General features: G+C 48.3%; 20 protein-coding genes. 18 read left to right on the forward strand and 2 right to left on the reverse strand.

What is annotated here, in order from left to right:
- The first annotated feature begins 103 nt into the window (after positions 1 to 103).
- Positions 104 to 751 carry a hypothetical protein gene (locus ACFO8Q_RS18880; RefSeq protein ID WP_380027922.1) on the forward strand — a complete coding sequence of 216 codons (648 nt, stop codon included), beginning with the start codon at positions 104 to 106 and terminating at the stop codon, positions 749 to 751.
- Positions 752 to 947: 196 nt separating this feature from the next.
- On the opposite strand, the gene ACFO8Q_RS18885 is transcribed toward ACFO8Q_RS18880, so the two are convergent.
- Complete coding sequence (locus tag ACFO8Q_RS18885; protein WP_380027925.1) at positions 948 to 2,105, reverse strand: aminotransferase A; 1,158 nt, start codon at positions 2,103 to 2,105, stop codon at positions 948 to 950.
- Positions 2,106 to 2,337: 232 nt separating this feature from the next.
- Between ACFO8Q_RS18885 and ACFO8Q_RS18890 the strand changes: the two genes are divergently transcribed.
- The gene (locus ACFO8Q_RS18890) at positions 2,338 to 4,680 is read left to right on the forward strand and encodes a putative bifunctional diguanylate cyclase/phosphodiesterase (RefSeq protein ID WP_380027927.1); all 2,343 of its coding nucleotides are present in this window, start codon (positions 2,338 to 2,340) and stop codon (positions 4,678 to 4,680) included.
- A 48-nt stretch (positions 4,681 to 4,728) separates the two neighbouring features.
- Here the strand turns inward: ACFO8Q_RS18890 and ACFO8Q_RS18895 are convergent, their stop codons facing one another.
- A complete protein-coding gene (locus ACFO8Q_RS18895; protein ID WP_380027929.1) occupies positions 4,729 to 6,252 on the reverse strand; it encodes a M1 family aminopeptidase in 1,524 nt (507 codons plus the stop codon).
- A gap of 149 nt (positions 6,253 to 6,401) precedes the next feature.
- On the opposite strand from ACFO8Q_RS18895, the gene glpX reads away from it, so the two are divergent.
- The 16 genes from glpX to ACFO8Q_RS18975 all read left to right on the forward strand — a co-directional run bounded on the left by glpX (position 6,402) and on the right by ACFO8Q_RS18975 (position 21,838).
- Entirely contained in the window at positions 6,402 to 7,376 is a 975-nt protein-coding gene (glpX, locus tag ACFO8Q_RS18900) for a class II fructose-bisphosphatase (protein ID WP_380027931.1), read from the forward strand.
- A gap of 182 nt (positions 7,377 to 7,558) precedes the next feature.
- Positions 7,559 to 8,827, forward strand: coding sequence for a transcription termination factor Rho (gene rho, locus ACFO8Q_RS18905; protein WP_380027933.1), 1,269 nt, complete (start codon positions 7,559 to 7,561; stop codon positions 8,825 to 8,827).
- A gap of 187 nt (positions 8,828 to 9,014) precedes the next feature.
- Positions 9,015 to 11,060 carry a PAS domain S-box protein gene (locus tag ACFO8Q_RS18910; protein ID WP_380027935.1) on the forward strand — a complete coding sequence of 682 codons (2,046 nt, stop codon included), beginning with the start codon at positions 9,015 to 9,017 and terminating at the stop codon, positions 11,058 to 11,060.
- Between the two features lie 90 nt (positions 11,061 to 11,150).
- A complete protein-coding gene (locus tag ACFO8Q_RS18915) occupies positions 11,151 to 12,413 on the forward strand; it encodes a radical SAM family protein (protein ID WP_380027938.1) in 1,263 nt (420 codons plus the stop codon).
- 38 nt (positions 12,414 to 12,451) lie between these two features.
- Positions 12,452 to 13,228, forward strand: a complete 777-nt coding sequence (gene modA / locus ACFO8Q_RS18920; RefSeq protein WP_380027940.1) for a molybdate ABC transporter substrate-binding protein — start codon at positions 12,452 to 12,454, stop codon at positions 13,226 to 13,228.
- Between the two features lie 5 nt (positions 13,229 to 13,233).
- Complete coding sequence (gene modB, locus ACFO8Q_RS18925; protein WP_380027966.1) at positions 13,234 to 13,911, forward strand: molybdate ABC transporter permease subunit; 678 nt, start codon at positions 13,234 to 13,236, stop codon at positions 13,909 to 13,911.
- Positions 13,904 to 14,572: an ATP-binding cassette domain-containing protein gene (locus tag ACFO8Q_RS18930; protein ID WP_380027942.1), complete on the forward strand. Its 669-nt coding sequence runs from the start codon at positions 13,904 to 13,906 to the stop codon at positions 14,570 to 14,572. The genes modB and ACFO8Q_RS18930 overlap by 8 nt, the downstream gene beginning before the upstream one ends.
- Positions 14,573 to 14,657: 85 nt before the next feature.
- The gene (gene rpmE, locus ACFO8Q_RS18935; RefSeq protein ID WP_380027944.1) at positions 14,658 to 14,855 is read left to right on the forward strand and encodes a 50S ribosomal protein L31; all 198 of its coding nucleotides are present in this window, start codon (positions 14,658 to 14,660) and stop codon (positions 14,853 to 14,855) included.
- Positions 14,856 to 15,009: 154 nt separating this feature from the next.
- Positions 15,010 to 15,555 (forward strand): thymidine kinase, encoded by a 546-nt coding sequence (locus ACFO8Q_RS18940; RefSeq protein ID WP_380027968.1) that lies wholly within the window; start codon positions 15,010 to 15,012, stop codon positions 15,553 to 15,555.
- Positions 15,556 to 15,626: 71 nt separating this feature from the next.
- Positions 15,627 to 16,232 (forward strand): YhcN/YlaJ family sporulation lipoprotein, encoded by a 606-nt coding sequence (locus ACFO8Q_RS18945; protein ID WP_380027946.1) that lies wholly within the window; start codon positions 15,627 to 15,629, stop codon positions 16,230 to 16,232.
- Positions 16,233 to 16,327: 95 nt separating this feature from the next.
- Positions 16,328 to 16,540, forward strand: a complete 213-nt coding sequence (locus ACFO8Q_RS18950; protein ID WP_380027948.1) for a hypothetical protein — start codon at positions 16,328 to 16,330, stop codon at positions 16,538 to 16,540.
- A gap of 108 nt (positions 16,541 to 16,648) precedes the next feature.
- The gene (locus ACFO8Q_RS18955) at positions 16,649 to 17,533 is read left to right on the forward strand and encodes a DUF1385 domain-containing protein (protein WP_380027950.1); all 885 of its coding nucleotides are present in this window, start codon (positions 16,649 to 16,651) and stop codon (positions 17,531 to 17,533) included.
- Positions 17,534 to 17,563: 30 nt separating this feature from the next.
- Entirely contained in the window at positions 17,564 to 18,637 is a 1,074-nt protein-coding gene (gene prfA, locus ACFO8Q_RS18960; protein WP_380027952.1) for a peptide chain release factor 1, read from the forward strand.
- On the forward strand, positions 18,630 to 19,517 hold the full coding sequence (gene prmC, locus ACFO8Q_RS18965; protein ID WP_380027954.1) for a peptide chain release factor N(5)-glutamine methyltransferase: 888 nt from the start codon (positions 18,630 to 18,632) through the stop codon (positions 19,515 to 19,517). The genes prfA and prmC overlap by 8 nt, the downstream gene beginning before the upstream one ends.
- 37 nt (positions 19,518 to 19,554) lie before the next feature.
- Positions 19,555 to 20,436, forward strand: a complete 882-nt coding sequence (locus tag ACFO8Q_RS18970; protein WP_380027956.1) for a GNAT family N-acetyltransferase — start codon at positions 19,555 to 19,557, stop codon at positions 20,434 to 20,436.
- Between the two features lie 40 nt (positions 20,437 to 20,476).
- On the forward strand, positions 20,477 to 21,838 hold the full coding sequence (locus ACFO8Q_RS18975) for a sigma-54 interaction domain-containing protein (protein ID WP_380027970.1): 1,362 nt from the start codon (positions 20,477 to 20,479) through the stop codon (positions 21,836 to 21,838).
- Positions 21,839 to 21,997 lie beyond the last annotated feature (159 nt).

Genomic DNA, 21,997 nt, shown 5'->3' on the forward strand with positions numbered 1-21,997 from the left:
CAATCCTCCTACGTATAGTATCGCTCTTATTTCGGAGGTTGTCCAACTTGATTACGGGGCTTAAGAGCAACTTTATATACTAATCCTTTGGGAAGGTGAGGGAATGCTTAAAAAAATATATATTGTTTTATCAGTGCTGTTGATTGTATTCATCTTACCTGCAGCAGTAATTGGAACAATAAACGCTGATAAAACACATTGGACCAGAAAAGACATTGATGATAAAACTATCATTCCTTTGCCACACAGTATTTCAACAATTAAAGAAGGGTTACCGTTTGCGAATAAACGAGCGTCAGAGTGGCGAAAAGACGCAGAATTGTCTTATGTTGTTGTGAGGTTTGAAGGAAAAGATGCAATAAAAAATAGGAAGGGGGTGATTGCTTATAGGTATTATGTAAAAAATAAATCTTTAATCGGTCTACCGCATGCTGTTTGCTATGTTGAAATTGATTTAGATAAGCAATCAATAGTAAGGTTTCAAGCTTATGGTAGTGACAAATTAGACGACACGATGATAAATATTGCAAAATGGAATTTAGACCTCGACGATGTGTTTGGAGTAGTGGAAAAGCAACTGGATTCCAATGTAATTGATAAGCACAGCAAGCCAATAGTTGTTATTAGGGCATTTGAAGATTTTTGGCATTTTGCAATATTTCCTTCACCTGATAGTCATGGTGAGGAGTTGCTCGTTGTAATCGATCCTGTTACAAAAGAGATTAAAAGAATCGATAATAAGAGTAAGTAGTTTTAGAAACAGCAGTTGCAACAGAATGATGGTTTCTAGTATAAGGCGGTTGTCTCATTAGGGATGGGTAATTTTTGTGCTGAAAAGGTAACGACAGTAAGTAAAACATTTTACTAAGAGATTCTCCAGGAGTAAATTCCGGATTCGACTAGCCAGAGGCTTTTCTAGATGATTAGAACCGTTGAGATTCTTTTCATCACGATCTCCCCTTCACGAACCTCTCGATCCGATTCATACCCTCTTCGAGGATATCCATCGAATACGCGTAGGAGATCCGGATATATCCTTCACCGAGTTGGGAGAATGCATCGCCCGGTACAACGGCAACCCGCTGTTCCTCCAACAGCTTGGCTGCGAATTCAAAGGACTTCATATGAAACTGCTTGATGGACGGGAAGATGTAAAACGCACCGTCCGGTTTTTCAACATCAAATCCCAATGCCAGGAGGCGATCGTACACAAAGTCCCGTCGAGCCTTATATTCCTGTTTCATCATTTCGGCATCGTCAATCCCTGCCGTTAACGCCTCAATCGCCGCATGCTGACTGATGGTGCTGGCGCAGGTGGAGTTGTACTGGTGCACCTTCAACATGTGTTGTGTGAGATAAACTGGTGCGAACGTAAATCCGATTCGCCATCCTGTCATGGAATGCGACTTTGACAGTCCGTTAATTACAATGGTTTTCTCCCGCATCGGAGGGATGGACGCGATCGAAACGTGCGTGCCGTTGTAGATTAACTCACTGTAGATCTCGTCTGAAATGACAAAAATCTCCTTGTCCTGAAGCAGGTCTGCAATACCCCCCAGATCATTCTCCGTCATGACGCATCCGGTTGGATTCGATGGGTAGGGAAGAATCACAGCGCGTGTATGTTCCGTAATTTTATCCCGAAGCAGATCCGCACTTAACTTAAAGCCGTTGCCGGTTGTATCGACGTATACGGGGACGGCACCGCACATTTTGATAATTGGCTCATAACCCGGGTACACGGGGCCCGGCAGAATCACTTCCGCTCCGTCTTCCAAAATGGTACGCAGCGTGATGTCAATTGCTTCACTTGCTCCGTTGGTGACAATAATTTCATCCTCCGGCCGGTAGGCCAGCTTATACTTTGTGCGCAAAAAATTGGCCGCCGCCTGACGAAGCTCCAGCAGTCCTGCGTTCAATGTGTAAGTGGTTTTGTTGGCCGCAATCGCGACCTTTCCAGCCTCCTTAATATGTTCTGGAGTAGGAAAATCGGGTTGTCCGATGGTAAGTGAGATTGCGTCCTTGTAGTTGGCAACCAGGTTGGAGAATTTCCGTATGCCTGAGATTTGTATGTCTTTTACCCGCTTATTGATCAGATGTTCCACAATTCAATACCTGCCTTTTAAATGCCTCTATATATTACCATATTACCGAATTTCGTATGGAAAGCCCACTCTTTCGTTCACATTTGTTGCACAACTGGCGCTGAGCTAGTGGTAAAAGGATTCAATTTGCTATAATCAGAATAGTGCAGCATTCCTCCAAAAAGGGGTTAAATTTATGAAAGACATAAACTGGTATACAACAACCCTTTTCTCGTTGGGAGTATACTCTTTTATGGCATACATACCAGGGGTTTCGACTGACCGTTTGGCTGAATTTCTCCTGGTCACCGCATTGATTGCTCTGTTGGATCTCTTCCCGATCCGAATGCCCAGCAAAGATTTGTACAGTGCCGGAAGCATCGGACTTCTTTACTTGTTGTTTGCCTTTGATTTTCAATCATGTGTATTTGCTTTTATCATCGGCACTTTGATCTTGTTTCTAAAAGAATCGGGTTCCCCGCGAAAGATCAAATGGTTTCGGTATTTTGTCACGCTCGGAATGTTTTTTGTGAGCGCCGGGGCTGCACTTGCAGTAATTCGGTTGACCGAAAATTTCAATTTGGTCCTGCAAGTAGTGTTAGCAGTGTCTGCGTTTGAGATTGTGAACAGCTTGTTATTTATCGGAATTATGGCAACTGTTTCCCAGGCGTCTTTTGTCCAAAAATTCCGCCGGAAGTTGTCTGAACTGGCGCTTCCCATTCTGGTGTCGACAGTTGTTTTATCCCGACTTGTAACTGTCAGTGACTTGGGTCAATTGCTTTTTGAAGTGATTTATAACGGATTTTTTCTGCTGGTCATCATTTTTTTCTCAAGTCAATATTTCAAGCAGATTGCGTCGAAAGAAGAAAGGTTGGAAGAAAGCGACCAGCGGTACAAGTCACTTTATGAACATAACCCGGATGCCGTTTACTGGTACGATTTAAAAGGGAAATTTCTTGGTGCAAATCCCGCAACGCAAAAGATCTTGGGTTATACGACAGAAGATCTTGGCGTTACACATATCCGATCTATAGTGGCCAAGGAAGATATCAAAAAAACAATCGAACGTTTTATGGAGGCGGCCCGGGGGGTTCCGCAGAACTATGAAATTGCCGCTCATCATAAGGATGGACACCGGGTGGAATTGAATGTGACCAATCTTCCCATTGTGGTTCGTGGTAAAATCGTCGGAGTCTATGGGATTGCAAAGGACATTACAGAGCGAAAAAGAGCTGAGGAATTAATTAACCACATGGCTTATCATGACGCGCTGACCGAATTGCCGAATCGGAGACTGTTTAAGGATCGTTTGACAATGGCACTGGCCCATGCAAAGCGACACAACCACAGGCTGGCCGTAATGTTTCTGGATATGGACCGGTTCAAAAACATTAACGATACTCTTGGACATGCAGTCGGTGACACCTTGCTTAGGCTGGTGGCGAAACGTTTAACGGGGTGTGTCCGCAAGTCTGATACGGTAGCCCGGATGGGCGGCGACGAGTTTACGATTCTATTGTCGGAAATTGGACAAGCCGATGATATTCTTAAGATCGCCCGGAACATCCTGCAGGAACTTGAACAGCCTTTCAAGCTTGAAGGGCATGAATTCCGCATCACGGCGAGTATTGGAATTGCTCTTTATCCTGATGACGGCGATGATTCCGAAACACTAATGAAACATGCGGATACAGCTATGTATCGCGCAAAAGAATCCGGCAAAAATAATTGCCAACTTTACAATTCGATCATGAATGAAGAGTCTTTGCAGCAGTTGGTAATGGAGAACGCTCTTCGTAAAGCGTTGGAAAGAGAGGAGTTCTCGATATATTATCAGCCGCTGGTGGATACCGAAACAGGCAGAATATCCGGTTTTGAGGCGTTGATTCGTTGGGAACATCCCGAATTGGGACTGCTGTCTCCGGCGGATTTTATTCCTTTGGCGGAAGCAACGGGATTGATCGGGCCTATCAGCGAGTGGGTGCTGCGAAAGGCATGCACCCAAAATAAAGCGTGGCAGGATGCGGGGTTCCCGCCGCTGCAAGTATCGGTGAACCTTTCAGGGTGCCAACTGCAGGAGGAACTGGTTGAAACTGTTTCCGGAATTTTGGCTGTTACTGGACTTTCACCTGGCTATTTGCAGTTGGAAATTACAGAGGGGAATGCGCTGCAGAATATCAACGACTGTATTGAGCGGCTGAATGCTCTGAAAATGCTGGGAGTGCACATTGCCATAGACGATTTCGGAACCGGCTATTCTTCTCTTAGCTACCTGAAGAAGTTCCCGATCGATACGTTAAAAATAGACAAATCCTTTGTGCGAGATGTTACGAACGATGAATATGATGCTGCGATTGTATCGACAATCATCGGAATGGCCAGAAGTTTACATCTTTGCGTGATTGCAGAAGGAGTGGAAACACAAGCACAGCTTGATTTCCTCCGTGACCAGCGGTGTGAAGCTGTGCAGGGCTATCTGTTCAGCAGGCCGCTCCCGGTTGAGGAATGTGAAAAGCTTTTGTTTAAACAAATGAAGCGGGGAAGGGCATTCGACTCCAGCGGCGGAATCTTCAGTGAAGAAATCGCAGGCTACTAAAACAGTACAAAACAAGAAGGGGCTGATCACCAGTCCCCTTTTCTATTATCATGGATTTGTAAACCTTGTCTTCACGTGCTCGATCAACTCTTTGTTAGGTGCATCCAGCCATAATTTCAAACGGGGTAACGCATGGGGATCGACTTTGCTCAATGATTCTTCCAGGTCTGCTCGGGTTACTGTGCTTTTTCGGTTTTTCAGGTAAAACTGCTGCAGGAAATCGAAGAATTTCGGATCACCCATCGACATTCTTAAGTCATGGTACATCAAAGCCGGTCTAAGATACATCAGGTAATAGTAGTCCGCCTCGTTAGAAAAATTCGCGTACGGTTGATCGGCACTCTCGTCCTGAACATTCACCGATCGTCCAAAACTGTGGGGAGCATTGCTTTTGCCGTCCCGAAACATCGTCCAGTAACGGGCGATGGCTTCGTTGTAAGCATCTCTTCCGTATTTTGCTTCGTTGTATAGCAATGACGCATAGTCAGCCAGTCCCTCGTCGAGCCAAGGGTCCAATGCCTTATGTGTCCCGACCGAAGAAAACCACCATCCGTGTGCAATTTCATGGGCGATCCAATGTTCTCCATTCGTCCAATTCCAAATTTCCTGCGAGAAGAGAGCGAGATTGGGGTATTCGTGGGCGAATACAGTGCCGGTTGGCATCTCAACAACGGAGTAATAAGGATACGCCAGAGCTCCAAATCGTTTTGTGTAAGTTTTCACGGCAGCTTCAGCTAGGGTTTTTAATTCAGGCAGGTGACGGGGATTGCGAACAGCAATTTTTACATCGACCCCTTCCGGGGATCGCCATGTGGCCACGTCCCATCCGCTACCGCCAATTAACGCAAAACTTCGCAAGCTGTCAGCTTTCCATTCCGAAACGGCCATTCCGTTTTCTATAGTGGATGAGACCAAAGCCCCACTCGCAAACCACACAAAATCTTGCGGGTGTTTTAAACGAACTTGGTAAGAGGACAAGTCCATCAGGAAAGGGTCGCCAAACGGATGCGGATGAGGGCGAGGGATCCAGGCCCCCTTGTCGCGAACGCCGAGAATCGGGTACCAATAGGTAAGAGACCATACCCCGTTTTGCTGGCCTAACCGTGTCCCCGCAGCCGGTATTGGAGTGGAAAATTGAATTTGGACATTGGCAGTCTCCCCTTTTGCCTTAACGGGCACAAGCAAGTGATCGGGGGTCGCTTGGAACCGAACGGCCCCGCCGTTCACCAGCACCTGTTTGATTTCAATCGGTTTGTGGGTCGAAGGATAGAGATAAAACAGAAGCGTATCATCGGGAGAGTTTGGAACGGTTATGGAAGCAACCCCGTGTATGTTGGAATTCGCAACTTCGAGTTCTGCATCGACACGATATTCAACCGTTGGGCTGGTGGGTGTATTGACGGGTTTCGCCGTCATAGCTGTTGTTCCCTTGAAGGCTTCCCATGCTTGTCCTGCCCATACAGTCCAGCCTTCTTTGGGTTTCAGGATGATTCCAAGGCCAATGGTTGTGGTAAACAGGGAGAGAATGAGCGGGTAGAGCATCAGTGCTTTTTTGCTGCGAAGTAAAGCCACCCGGGATCCTCCTCTCAATAATCTTTTCTCAAGGAATTCCACATCTATCATGGCAGTTCCTGCCGGGTTTTGTCGAACTCATTTCGGTAGCACAATGATGGATATGTGATATACTATATTGCATAAACTTGCTCGGGAGGGGCTTTCAATTGGAACGTGAGTTGGCATTGGAAATTGTGCGTGTGACGGAGGCTGCGGCACTCGCTTCCGCAAGGTGGATGGGAACCGGGAAGAAGAATGAAGCGGACAACGCAGCCACAACCGCAATGCGGGCCGTTTTTGAATCGGTCAACATGGACGGAGTGGTCGTAATTGGGGAAGGTGAGATGGATGAGGCCCCGATGCTTTATATAGGTGAAAAATTAGGCCAGGGGAACGGCGACGGCTTGAAGGTTGACGTAGCTGTCGATCCGCTGGAAGGAACCAACATTGTCGCAAAAGGACTTTGGAACGCAATTACCGTTGTTGCGGTGTCCCCGCGGGGTACGATGCTTCACGCTCCGGATATGTATATGGAGAAGATTGCGGTAGGCCCGAAGGCTGCCGGCCGGATTCATATTGATGCTCCGGTGAAGGAAAATCTCAAAGAAGTAGCCAAAGCGGCGAATAAAAATATTTCGGATGTGGTAGCGATCCTTCTGGACCGAGATCGTCACCTGCCGATCATCGAAGAAATTCGTTCAGCGGGCGCCCGAATTAAACTGATTTCCGACGGGGATGTTGCCGCTGCGATCAACACGGCATTTGAAGACACCGGAGTTGATATCATGTTTGGTACAGGCGGAGCGCCGGAAGGAGTGTTGGCAGCTGCGGCGCTCAAATGTCTTGGCGGTGAGCTGCAAGGCAGATTAAAACCATCCAACCAGGCGGAAATCGAACGCTGCAAGGAAATGGGACTGGCGAATCCCGAACAGGTTCTGATGATGGACGATCTGATTCGTGGGGATGATGCAATCTTTGCGGCAACCGGTGTGACAGATGGCGAACTGCTGAGAGGTGTTCGGTATTTGGGGAATGACCGGGCCATGACGCACTCGCTGGTCATGCGGGCAAAGACCGGGACGGTTCGCTTTGTGGAAGCCCGTCATCAATTGAATAAGAAGCCGCACCTCGTGCTTGTTTAATTTTTTGCGGACAGATCAGTCATGTTTCATTTTTGACTGAATAAGATAGGAACGTCCCGGTAATCATGATATAATAGGAAAGATAAAATCGCATAAAGAGTCTTACAGATGATTTTGGGTTCCCACGAAGACAGGTTTTCCCATCACTTCCGTGGGTCCCATTAGATTGAAGGTGACATTGTTTGCTGATAGAAGAACTTGAAGCCAAAAAGTTGACGGAATTGTACAAGCTTGCAAAAGAGTACGAGATTCCGGCATATGGCAGTCTGAAGAAGAAAGAACTTATCTTTGCGATCCTGCGAAAACAGGCAGAAAAAGAAGGTCTCATGTTCATGGAAGGAATTCTGGAAATCATGCATGAAGGCTATGGATTCCTAAGGCCGATCGGCTATCTCCCAAGCAACGAAGACATTTACGTAGCCGCCTCGCAAATTCGAAGATTTGATTTGCGAACCGGAGACAAGGTTTCCGGCAAGGTCAGGCCTCCTAAGGAGAACGAACGGTATTTCGGGCTCTTGCAAGTAAACGCGGTGAACGGATCCACTCCTCAAGCTGCTTCGGAACGGGTGCATTTCCCTGCGCTTACCCCTCTCTTTCCTCAGAAGAAACTAGTGATGGAAACGACTCCCGATAAACTATCGACTCGAATCATAGATTTATTGGCTCCTGTCGGACTTGGTCAACGCGGATTGATTGTTGCCCCTCCAAAAGCTGGCAAGACGTTGCTTCTGAAAGAGATTGCGAATTCCATTTCTCTGAATCATCCCGATATCGATTTATTTGTTCTTCTGATTGATGAGCGTCCTGAGGAAGTAACCGATATGCAGCGCTCCGTGAGGGGGGAAGTAGTAGCTTCCACATTTGATGAGGTCCCCGAACATCATATCAAGGTGGCTGAACTGGTTCTTGAGCGGGCAATGCGATTGGTTGAGCACGGTAGAGATGTCGTGATCCTGCTTGATTCCATCACTCGTTTGGCTCGTGCCTATAACCTGGTGATTCCTCCTTCGGGCAGAACGCTGTCAGGGGGTATCGATCCGGCTGCGTTCCATCGTCCGAAGCGTTTCTTTGGTGCTGCCCGGAATATAGAAGAGGGCGGATCGCTTACTATCCTTGCAACGGCTCTTGTTGAGACGGGATCGCGGATGGATGATGTAATTTATGAGGAGTTTAAAGGCACGGGGAATATGGAACTGATGCTCGATCGCAGGTTGGCTGAAAAGCGAATTTTCCCGGCGCTTGATATTCGTCGTTCTGGCACGCGCCGAGAAGAAATGCTTTTGACACAGGAAGAACTTGATAAGGTATGGGCGCTTCGCAAGTCGATGTCGGAGAATCCGGATTTTACGGAAATTTTCTTGCGTAAGCTGCGGGATACCAAAAGCAATGAAGAATTTCTAGCAACCCTTGAAGGGATAAAAGAAGCCAAGGAATTATCTCGAGCGAAGTAATCTAAACCTTCCAAAATACAAGTGCCCCGTTTGTTACAAACGGGGGCTTTGTTTTTTCTGGAGGAATTTTCTCTATAAAAATCCATAAAAATTCAAGGAATCTGCAAAAGTATTAGCGAATATAGAAAACACATAGCATTTTACTAACTGGTTGGTATTTTTCTGTGTAAAAAAGGGGAACATGGCAATGACACACCGTTTAACATCTTTGAAACTCACTCGCAGAAAACGAATCATGATTTATTTGGTTCTCTGTTATGTTCTAGCGCTTGGGCTTTGGATTCCCGTGACCGATCACATTTTAAAACTTTATGTTTCAGATATTGAACTGCTGACACATTTACAAACAGCCAAAGGTTTATTTACGGTTTTACTTACCGCAATTATGCTGTATGGCATCCTTTACCGAAATCTGTTTAAGATGGAGCTCTATGAGAAACAGTTGGAAGAAAGTGCGGAGTGTTATAAATCATTAGTCGAACATAACCCTGACGCCATCTTTTCGTTTGATTTGTCGGGAAACATTCTTACAGCAAACCCGGTATGTGAAAAAATTACGGGGTACCGTATTGCGGAATTGATCGGTCTAAATTGCATGCAGTTGGTCACGGATGAAGGTCGTGAACAAGTACGTGAACATTTCGCCAGATCCGTCAAAGGCGAGCCCCAGTTATATGAAACCAAAATCATACATAAAACAGGCCATCTCATTGATGTTCGGGTCAAGACGGCTCCTATCCTGCTGCATGATCAGGTCGTTGGGTTCTATGGAATAATGACCGATATTACGAAGCAGAAGCAGGCGGAAGAGGAACTTCGTGCAACCAAAGAAACATTGGAATCGTTCGTGAATAATACATCCGACGGAATCATTATTTTGGACCTCCAATATAACGTACTGCAGGTGAATAATGCGTGGCAGAACATGTTGGGGTGGACGGCTGAGGAAGTGATTGGCCGCAAATTGCCGTCAGTACCGGAAGAATACATACCGGTGGTGGAAAAACTCCATCAAGAAGTGCTGGCTGGGGGCCGTATTACAGGCTTTGAATGCCGTGCGCTGCATAAGGATGGACAACCAATCAATATTAGCGTCACGATCTCACCGATCCGGGATGCAAATGGCGATGTAATTGCGTTTGCCGGGATCGTACGGGATATTACGGAGAAAAAGCGGGTGGAAGAAGCTCTTCGTGAAAGTGAAGCCAAATACAGGCTCATCGCGGAGAATATGACGGATATGATTGGAGTTACCGACCCACAGGGTATATTCCAATATGCCTCTCCTTCGATTCGAACCGTACTAGGCTTCACGCCGGAAGAATACGTCGGGAAGCGGAGGATCGACTGCATCCATCCGGACGACTTGATCGGCTGCCAGCAAGCATTAGCAAGAACAGAAGCAGAAAAAATACCGGTCGGACTGGAATTTCGTCATAAGCATAAGGACGGGCATTGGGTTACAATAGAAGCCTATTTTATTCCGGTGACAAACGAAAATGGGGAGCTTCAGAGCATTATATTTGTTGGACGGGATCGATCGGAGCTGAAGAAAGCGGAGGAACTGCTGCAAAAATCGGATAAGCTGTCCCTCGTTGGACAAATGGCGGCCGGGGTTGCCCATGAAATTCGAAATCCTTTAACCGCATTGCGGGGGTTCGTTCAATTACTGCAATCACAAACACAAACGGCCGATCATCAACAATATTTTCAGGTGATGCTTACAGAACTCGACCGGATCAACTTCATTGTGAACGAGTTTCTCTACCTGGCCAAACCGCAAGCGGTGAATTTCCAACGGAAAGACCTCAACATGATGCTTCTGGATGTGATTTCTCTGCTTGATGGGCAAGCTATCCTGAACAACGTACAAATTAAAACGGACTTTTCATCTGATATTCCCTATATTACCTGTGAAGAGAATCAACTGAAGCAGGTATTCGTCAATATACTTAAGAATGCGATTGAAGCGATGCCAACCGGCGGGAACATCGAGATCCAGGTAAAGCTTCAGGACAGGAATCAGGTTTCAATCCGCTTTATAGACCAGGGAATGGGCATTCCTCCTGAACGAATTCCCAAATTGGGAGAACCATTCTACACCACAAAGGAAAAAGGAACGGGTCTTGGTTTAATGGTGAGTTACAAAATTATACAGGAACATCGAGGCAATATCACCATCGACAGTGAAGTGGATAAAGGCACTGTTGTGGAAATCACCCTGCCGGTGTGAAGAAGCTCTCCGAATTTCTCGGGGAGCTTTTTCTACAGTATGGTATGGTATGGTATAGTATAAAAGAAGTTTGAAGAAAGGACGATGCAAATGCATCTTGTATATGCCGATCAAAACGGACGGATTTTCGAGGAACCGGAATTACTGCCCTTGGGACGGACAGGGGATCTGTTGACCGATATTTATGAAGAAGAGCTGATTCCGTTTCCGGAGGGGGCTACTCTCGTTTCTCTTCCCGGCACAAGAGCTTTGGGAATCGACAAGAGCGAAAAGACGGTGGCGGTTCCGGACGGGGCGACCGCTGTCGGCGCCTTGCTGCCGCAAGGGTTTACCCGTCTCCTCTTGCCCGGATATGCAAAAAGGGAGGGCGCTGATCCGCTGCCCCTTTTTGGCTATACGGCCGTTGTTTGGAAAGAAGGAAAATTCTTTGTGGCAGCCGATCCGACCGACGATGAGAAAGAGCGTTGGAACCCTCTCAATTTCGAAAATGTGGAGCAGAAAGTGCAGGAAGTTCTTAACAGGTATCCGGAAAACAGGATCTATAAACATTTAAGCAATTGTTCTTTGGAATACGGATGCCTTACTTCCCAAAATACTTTTCTGATGCGCTGGGAAGGAGCGCTGCCGGTTTCTTCTACCTGCAATGCGGGGTGCGTGGGCTGTATCTCGGAGCAGCCGGAGGATTCCCTGTTCCCGTCACCGCAGGTGCGGATGAATTTTAAACCCGCTGTGGAGGAAATGGTGGAAGTGATGGTGAATCACCTGGGGGCTTCTGACGATGCGATTATTTCCTTTGGACAAGGCTGTGAGGGTGAGCCTTCGACGAGGGGAATCGATATTGCGGAAGCGATTCGCAAAACAAGGGCGATTACAGACAAAGGATTTATAAATATCAACACCAATGCCGGATTGACTCCGATGATTCGGGAGATTGTAAACGCCGGCCTGGATTTGATGCGAATCTCTACGATCTCCGCCATTCCTGAGCATTATAATGCCTATTACCGGCCGCGTGGTTATGGTGTGGAAGATGTGGCGGCTTCGGCCCGATACGCCGCTGACAAAGGAGTCTATACGTCGATTAACTATTTGGTGTTTCCTGGTGTGACCGATCGTGAAGAAGAAATGGAAGCGATGATCGAATTTATCAACACAAACGGGATTCGCTTGATTCAGATGCGAAACTTGAATATTGACCCGGAATATTACTTGTCCAATATTCCCAAGCCCCGCGGTGAGATCTACGGGATGAAGCAGATGATGGAGATTTTCCGTGCGGAATGCCCGAACACGGTGATCGGTTCGTTTACGCATATACCTCCGAAAGAGCTTCGCCGAACTCGAACACAGTAGTCGTCGCTGATATCCGAGACGAGGAGGGAGAACAAACTATGAAAAAAGGATTGGCTTTTCTGCTTAGTTTTGCCCTTCTGCTTATGACAGGATGCGGTGGACAAGCCGAGCAGCAAGAAAATAAAAAGGTTCTGCTGATGGGGGTTGCTTCCTCCCTGGAGCCCGTTGTGAAACGTTTGGCCTGGAATTATGAAGCGGAGCATCGCGATGTTAAAATTCAAATCACATCCGGTTCGAGCGGCGCATTGGCCCGTCAGATTGAACAGGGGGCAGCTTTTGACCTGTTTCTCTCCGCCGGGGAAAAAGAAATGGAAGAGCTGGTGAACAAAAATCTGGTCGAACAGGATTCGATTACAAAGTTTCTCAGCAACCGGTTGGTCGTGATTGTCCCGGAAGGGAGACCTATTATTAAGGATTTGGGTACATTGAAAAATCCGGAATTCAAACGGATCGGCATCGGGGAACCGACAACTGTCCCGGCAGGCAGGTATGCAAAACAAGCGCTTGAGAAAATCGGGCTTTGGGCGGATTTGCAGCCGAAGTTCGTATTTGGAAACTCAGTTCGCAATGTGTTAACCCATGTCTCGTCAGAAAATGTGGAAGCGGGGATTGTGTACCGGTCGGATGCGGTATCAGATGACAAGGTTCATGTCGCTCTGGAGATCGATGAGAAGCTGCATGACCCGATCCGCTATCCAATGGCGGTTTTAAAAGACAGCAAACATGCGACTGAGGCCAGGGACTTTTTGAAATCGTTAGAATCCCCCGCCGGTAAAGAGAAGTTTGCAAAAGCGGCGTTCCAGGTGCAGCGGTGATCGTGATGTGGACGCCGGTATGGCTTTCTTTGCAAGTCGCGGGACTGGCTACTCTTATTGTCGCAGTGCTTGGAATGCTTACGGCCAGGTGGATGCAGCAAACACGTCTTCCATTCAAAGAGCTCTTGGATTCCCTGTTCCTGCTGCCGATGGTTTTACCGCCTACGATTACCGGATTTTTGTTATTGTGGTTTTTGGGGAAAAAAGGCCCTGTCGGTGAAATGTTGGCCTCGTTTGGAATCGAGATTCCTTTTTCGTTTGCGGGGGCTGTGATTGCGGCTGCAGTCGTTGCTTTTCCCTTGATGTATCAAAGTGCCGGCGCGGGTTTCGCTGCCGTGGACCGCAAGCTGGAACTTGCAAGTATGTCGCTCGGAGCGGGACGAATCAGAACTTTCGTGCAGGTAACTCTGCCATTGGCATTACCCGGTTTCTTGTCCGGCATCGTACTCACGTTTGCGCGTGCACTCGGAGAATTCGGGGCTACTTTGATGTTGGCAGGGAACATTCCCGGGGTTACGCAAACCATCCCGTTGGCTGTGTTTACGGCGGTGGAGGCGGGGCAGATGGAGGAGGTTACCTGGTTTGTCGGGATTATGACGGTACTGTCGTTTGTGCTGGTGTTTCTGATTAAGAGATGGGGACGTGCCCAGAGCGCAAAACAAGGGGGAAGACTTCGTGCTTAAGTGTCAAATAGGGAAGCGGCTTCCTGACTTTTCGCTTGAGGTGGAGTTTGAACTGGAGCGGACAGTCCATGTAATTTCGGGTCCCTCGGGCGCGGGCAAAACCACCCTTCTGGAATGTATCGCCGGCATTCAAACACCGGATGAAGGGGAGATTCGGCTGGGGAACAAGACCCTTTTTTCCAAAGAACAAGGTGTGAATGTCCCGATTCATAAGCGCAGAATCGGGTATGTGCTTCAGGAGTATGCGTTGTTTCCACATATGAGCGTGAGACAAAACCTGCTGTTCGCTCGGGGCATCTGGCGTTCTCAGAAAGACCCGGGTGTTCAATTGCTTGAAAGTACAGCGGAACGGTTAGGGATTCTTCCCCTTCTTAACCGGATGCCGCGTGATCTGTCCGGCGGCGAGCAGCAGCGCGTCGCGATTGGGCGGGCTTTGCTGATGGAACCCGAGTTGCTTCTTCTGGATGAGCCATTTTCAGCGTTGGATTCTGATACAGTAAGCAAGGTTTTGCCGCTTGTCCAGGAAGTCATCACGAATTTGAACATCCCTACGCTTTTAATCACCCATCAGGACGAGATTGCACGAATGTTCGGACCTGCAATCCTGCGAATGGAGAGAGGGAAATTGTTTTCTTGCAAGCATGGTGGTGAAATGGTATAATTGCTATTGTCTGTTTACAACCGTCACTTTGATGGGCTTATTTTAGGCTATGGCCACATCTATAGCCGGAGAGAGGTGAAACTTCATGAAACAAGGAATTCATCCGGATTACAAACTCACGACTGTAACTTGCGCTTGCGGCAACAAATTCGAAACCGGTTCTGTTAGAGAAAACCTCCGCGTGGAGATTTGCTCCGCTTGTCACCCGTTCTTCACCGGTAAGCAGAAATTCGTAGATGCCGGCGGTCGTGTTGAGAAGTTCAAAAAGAAATACAGTCGTTAATAATGAGACGCCATCCGTTGGGTGGCGTTTTCTGTCATAGGAGAGGATTTGGTGGTATTCTGTCGAATGTAATAGGGGAAACTTAAAAGCGACGGGAGCGATTTTTTTGAATTACATCAAACGATTGGGCTGGGTTGAAGTGATCTGTGGCAGTATGTTTTCCGGCAAAAGTGAGGAGCTGATCCGCCGGACCAAACGTGCACGGATTGCGAAGCAAAAAGTGCAGGTCTTCAAGCCAGCGATTGACAATCGTTACCATATTACGGCGGTCGTATCTCATGCGGGAGAGAAAGAAGAAGCGGCAGCCGTGAAAGATTGTGCCCACTTAAGATCGTTGATTGAAGCGGACACGGAAGTTATTGCAATTGATGAAGTTCAATTTATGGATGAGGGAATCGTTGATTTGGTGATGGAGCTTGCGAATAGCGGAAAGCGTGTAATTTTGGCGGGGCTTGACCAAGATTTCCGCGGTGAGCCGTTTGGGCCTATGCCCGTTTTGATGTCTTTAGCCGAATATGTCGATAAACTGCAAGCCATTTGTGTAAAATGCGGAAATCCGGCCAGCCGCACTCAACGTTTGATTGACGGTCGACCGGCGTTATACAGCGATCCGATTATTCAAATCGGGGCTGCAGAAAGTTATGAAGCACGCTGTCGTCATTGCCACGAAGTTCCGCACGAACTGGCCAAGGAAGCATAACCAGCCTGATTTTCCCATAGTGATGACGGCCTTCTTCGGGAAAGCTACCATTACCCGAAGGAGGTGGTGTTGTGCGAGCCGGCAAATGGATCGCATGGACTGTTCTCGGTACAATGACCATTGGGGTACTGGCAGGTTGTGGTGGAAATCCGGGACTTAACGGCCGGATGCAAACAATACCGAATACCGAACCTCTTTATGAAAACCGGGGAATCGACATTGATGGAGACGGTGACCGAGCATGGTTATCCGGTCACAATAACATCAACAATCCGCCTGTTAACTTGACCAACCTGGCTCCTCTTGGCGGAGGGTACCGGGATATGACACAACCCTATTCCGCAGGGATGACGGCCGACCGGGTAGCCGACCTGGCACAGTCCGTTCAGGGTGTGGATACGGCCAGCGTAGTAATGGTTGGTCAAAACGCAATTGTGGGACTCCGATTGCACCGAACCGTTCCGAGGGAACGAGCGGTTGCCATCGCCCAGGAAGTCCGGCAATTGTTGATGGTACAAGCTCCGGTGCTGCGTTCGGTTCGGATTACCACGGACCAATCGTTAGAACGACGTGTCTTCGATCTATCCCAAAGTGTCCGGAATGGTCGTGCTCTTTCCACGACTGACCGTGATTTTCAGGACTTGTCTCGAGACATTCCGGAAGTCCCCCCTCGCTAGGGTCATAGGGATTGCTCCCTTGGCTGTTGACAGGTTTCTGTCAGCAGCTTTTTACGTAGCGCAATCAAAAGAGTGTTCGGATAGGAGTCGGTACTGTGCTCATCAAAGACGAAGTGGAACGTTGGATCAAAACAAACAGGCTTGTACGGCTTGAAATATTGAAAGGTCGAGGAGTGCGCCAGATGATTCTGGGCAGGATTATACGTTACGATGAACCGGAAAACACCCTGCTTATCTATCATGAAGACGAGAAAAACGTCCGGAACCTCAGGTTGAACCAGATTGAGACCATTCAAGCTGCAGATTGATAGCATGTCTGACTCGTAGACATGCTATTTTTTTGACTGGAAATGCCTTTCTGTACTATAATTATTATGTCGTTTTATGCCTTTTGGCAGGGGAGGAGGGCTGTTCCCATGGAACCGCAGTTCGTCGGAGGTCAAGCAATCATGGAAGGTGTCATGATGCGTGCAGGGACACGTGTGGCAATCGCTGTGCGGAAACCCGACCAAACGATCCACGTTGAAACGGAAGAGCGTGTGTCCTGGTCGAGAAAATATCCTGTGCTGGGTCTGCCTTTCGTTCGCGGAAGTGTTGTGCTTCTTGAGGCCACCATTCTTGGCATGCAATCCCTTACCAAATCCACCAATCTATCTTCCGGAGAAGATGAAGAGGAACTCACACCTTGGCAGGTTTCTTTGACCCTTTTGTCATCGGCGGTGCTCGCAATCCTGCTGTTTGTAATGGCACCTGTGTATGCGGCGAAGTGGCTGACCGGTAACGGTTTGGCGTTTGCCCTTGTGGAGGGGATCATTCGTCTTGTGATTTTTATTGGGTATGTCTGGGGAATTTCCCGAATGAAGGACATCCAGAGGGTATTCGAGTACCACGGCGCGGAGCATAAAACGATCAACTGTCTGGAAGCGGGCGAAGAACTGACTGTTGAGAACGTCCGTAAGCATACTTTGATCCACAAAAGGTGCGGAACCAGCTTTTTATTGTTTGTCATGCTGATTTCGATCGTTCTCTTTGCGTTTCTCTCAGGCGACGATCTTTCATTGGTAACGAAGGTTGGTGCACGAATCGCGCTATTCCCTGTGATCGCAGGATTGTCATATGAACTGATTCGATGGTCGGCCGGCCAAACGGGCCGCTGGGCTATGGTCTTGGTTTCACCCGGATTATGGATGCAAAAAATGACAACCCGTGAGCCGGATGATTCACAAATCGAAGTGGCGATTGCTTCAACCAATGCGGTACTCGGTATCTGCGAAAGTGAAGTGAAAGCTTCGGGCTTTTGAAATATATTATCGGGTAGGGATGTGAGAAATATGATAGATCGTTTGCAATCATTGGAAGATCGTTATAATAAACTAACCGAACTGCTTTGTGATCCCGCGGTCATTGCGGATCCGGCCAAGCTTCGCGAGTATTCGAAAGAACAATCGGATATGGAAGAAACGGTGCAAGTCTACCGTGAATATAAAAAAACCGTTCAGGGACTGGCAGATGCAAAGGTCATGCTGGCTGAGAAACTGGATGATGACATGCGTGACCTGGTCAAAATGGAAATTGCCGAACTGACCCAAAAGGAAGAGGAATTAAAAGCTAAGCTTACCATCCTCCTGCTGCCGAAAGATCCCAATGACGACAAAAACGTGATCGTCGAGATCCGCGGTGCGGCGGGCGGCGATGAAGCGGCCTTGTTTGCTGGGGATCTGTATCGCATGTACACCCGCTATGCGGAACGGCAAGGATGGAAGACCGAAATTATCGAGGCTTCTCCGACAGAACTTGGCGGATTTAAAGAGATTATTTTTATGGTGAACGGAAAAGGGGCCTACTCCAAGTTGAAGTTCGAATCGGGAGCACACCGGGTGCAGCGAGTCCCCGCAACTGAATCAGGAGGACGTATCCATACTTCAACCTCGACGGTCGCTGTACTGCCCGAGGCGGAAGAAGTGGAAGTGGAAATTAACGAAAAAGATCTGAGAATCGACACGTTCTGCTCGACCGGACCTGGTGGACAGTCGGTTAACACCACCCAGTCCGCGATTCGGATCACGCATATTCCGACCGGGCTTGTCGTATCTTGTCAGGATGAGAAATCTCAAATCAAGAATAAAGAAAAAGCGATGAAAGTCCTGCGGGCCCGCCTGTATGAAGTGAAACAGCAGGAACAGCAGAAGGAACTTGCGGATGCACGGAAAAGCCAAGTAGGTACCGGTGACCGTTCGGAGCGAATCCGTACCTATAACTTCCCGCAAAGCCGGGTAACGGATCATCGTATCGGATTAACGCTTCACAAACTGGAAATGGTGCTGCAGGGCGATCTTGATGAGATTATTAATGCATTGATCACAGCAGAACGCACCGAGCATCTGAAAGCTGCTGCCAATGAATAACCAGGAGTTCAAAACGATCCGGGAAGCCCTGCAGAAGGCTTCCCTTCAATTTGGGGAACGCGGCATTCAGAATCCCCGTTTGCATGCGGAAGTCCTGCTGCAGCACTTGTTCGGGTGGACAAAAGCAAAACTGTTGGCTGAAGATCGTGAACCGTTTCCGGTGGACAAGTTCGATTTGTTCCAATCGTGGATCGAGCGCCGATTAAGCGGGGAACCCTTGCAATACATCGTTGGTGTCCAGGAGTTTTATGGTCGGGATTTTCATGTGAATCGTTCCGTGTTGATTCCGCGCCCGGAAACAGAGATTCTGATTGAGGAAGTGTTGAAGCGCCGCGAGTGGTGGTCGACATCGGCCCGGAGTCCCTTGATTGCCGATATTGGGACAGGATCGGGAGCGATTGCGATCACGCTTGCCCTTGAATGGCCGGAGGCGGAGATTTGTACAGTCGATCTCTCGCCGGATGCGATTCGGGTGGCGCAGGACAATGCAAGGCGGCTTGGGGCGGATGTGCGATTTTTGCAAGGGGATTTGACCGAACCTCTCCTGCAGAACCACCTGCGTTTGGATGTGTTGGTTTCGAATCCGCCGTATATCCCATCGAAAGACATTGAAGCGCTTGCGATTGAGGTACGGGGGCATGAACCACATCTAGCGCTTGACGGCGGGGAAGACGGATTGGAGCCTTATCGACGGATTACGGAAGTACTGTCTCGTTTGATGCGGGAAGAGGGTCCGACACTCGTTGGTTTTGAAGTTGGAATCCAACAAGCGCACGATGTCGCCGGGATGATAGAACGGAATTGGACAGGCGCCCAGACGGAGATCATTAAAGATTTACAGGGAATTGACAGAGTTGTGTTGGGGTGGAAGCGCTCATAAAAGGAGCGGATGGATAGTACGGGAGAGGGGCTGCCATATGATCACGATCAAACGGTTGAGCAAGTGCACGTTTGAAGAAGCGGTACGGGTTTGGAACGAAGGATTCCAGGGGTACTATTTCGATACTACGACGACCGCGGATGCTTTTACGGCCCGCCTGGCAAAAGAGGGTCTTTCGCCTTCTCTTTCGATCATTGCCTTTGTTGACAATCAACCGGCAGGGTTGATTTTAAACGGGGTTCGGATCATCAATGACCGAAAAGTTGCCTGGAACGGAGGAACTGGTGTGTCGCCTCAATTCCGGCGGAAGGGTGTGGGCAAAGCGTTAATTGACGCTGCGTTACAGATCTATCGTGAAGAAAAAGTGGAAATTGCAACATTGGAAGCCATCGGCCACAACGAGAAAGCCATTGCTCTCTATGAAAAAATGGGTTACAAAGTGATCGAACGTTTGCTTTTCTTCCACAAGGAGGATGGATGTCAGGACACCCCGTTTGCGAATCGCGAAAGGGAAGTGTATCAATTCAAATTCGGAATGCCCCAAGATCTGCGGTTTCTGCCATTTTATAAGGGGATGTACCCGTGGCAGTGCCAATGGCAGAATGCAGCGGGGGGTGTATCTGCAGTTGCTTATGATGTGTCGGGGGAAGCAGTTGGTTATGCGCTGTACATGAAGTCATTCGACGACGACGGAAACCAAACGAAGATCACTCTGCTCCAATGTGAAGCAAAGCCGAATCATGAGGATACCAGAGAAATTCTCTGCTCGCTGTTGGCCCAAGTTTATGCTCCGTTGGAGTCCTCTGTTGCAAGAGGTACTTTTAATCTTCCTGAAACCAATGAAGAGGTTTCCAGATTGCATAGGGAAGCGGGGTTTACGATAAAATCGGAACAGGTGATGATGATCCGATATATGTAGGGAAGTGGCCGCCAGGACGTGTAAGGGGGAATTCTGGATGATGGAGCGGGACTCTCAAAACTATCTTAAGCTGCTTGAGGCCGTCTTGGAAAACGCACATGAAGCGATTGTAGTGACCGATCCGGACGGTAAAATCCTGCTGATGAACCGCACCTACCGTGATTTTGTCGGTGTCCAGGATGTGATCGGCCGGCATGTAACCGAGGTGATTGAGAATACCCGCATGCATATCGTGGCACAGACAGGCAAGCCGGAAGTTGCGCAGATACAACGAATAAAGGGACAAGACATGATTGCGAACCGGGTTCCCATTTTTGCAGACGGGAAAATGGTTGCTGTACTGGGGACGGTTCTGTTCCAAGATGTTCGGCAGCTCCATGCGCTGGCCGCTACCGTCGATCAATTGAAACAGGAATTGGCTTATTATAAACGGGAATTTCGCCGCAAGCTGGGGGCGGTCTATCATTTTGACCAAATTGTCGGCTTAAGTCCCAATATGCAAGAGGTGAAAAATCTTGCACAAAAGGTGGCGAAAAGCGATACAACGGTTTTGATCACTGGTGAAAGCGGGACCGGGAAAGAGTTGTTTGCCCATGCAATCCATGCCGCGAGCCGCCGGGAAATGGGACCTTTTATTCGAGTCAATTGCGCGGCGATTCCGGACACGCTGCTGGAATCGGAGTTGTTTGGCTATGAGGAAGGCGCCTTCACTGGGGCGGTGCGCAAGGGGAAGAAGGGGAAGTTTGAGCTTGCCGATCACGGGACGATTCTCCTCGATGAGATTGGAGATATGCCGCTGCCATTACAAGCGAAACTGCTGCGGGTCCTTCAGGAAAAAGAGGTGGAACGCGTTGGCGGAATTCGGCCCGTTTCAATCGATGTACGGGTGATCGCATCGACCAATCGGGATCTCCAGCAGCGAATCAGGGAAGGAAAATTTCGGGAGGATTTGTTTTATCGCCTAAACGTCGTTACTCTAACAATTCCGCCTTTACGGGAAAGACCCGAGGACCTTCCCAGACTGGTGGATGATTTGTTGGAACAATTAATGGAATCGACCGGTATTATTGTAAAAGAGATTGCGGACGATGTTTGGAGTGTACTCCACGAATATTCTTGGCCGGGCAATATTCGGGAATTGCGTAATGTGCTGGAACGGGCAATGCATGTGATGGAAGGGGATTGTCTGAAAGCGAAACATTTAATGATTTCGACCTCCGACAACCGGACAGCTTCATCGGGAGTACCCACTCTAAAGGAAAGTTTGGAAGCTGCTGAGCGGGCGGCAATAGTCAGAGCGTTGGCCGAAACGGGCGGAAACAAATTGGAAGCCGCCAAGCTGTTAGGTATCAGTAAGTCTGGGTTTTATCAAAAGCTTGACAAGTACGGGCTGCTGAACTAACTGCTAAAAAATGGTTGACGAATTTCCTCTTAATCACTTACAAATAACAGCGCTCACCACGCCTCTTCATTCGAAAGCGTACCAAGGTGAGCCATTTTTTCTACCACGCAACATTTAACATACATGAACACTAGCGTTTAGTTACGGAGGGAAATAACG

It is taken from the genome of Effusibacillus consociatus (genome assembly GCF_042652925.1).
GTDB classification, from domain to species: Bacteria; Bacillota; Bacilli; order Tumebacillales; family Effusibacillaceae; genus Effusibacillus; species Effusibacillus consociatus.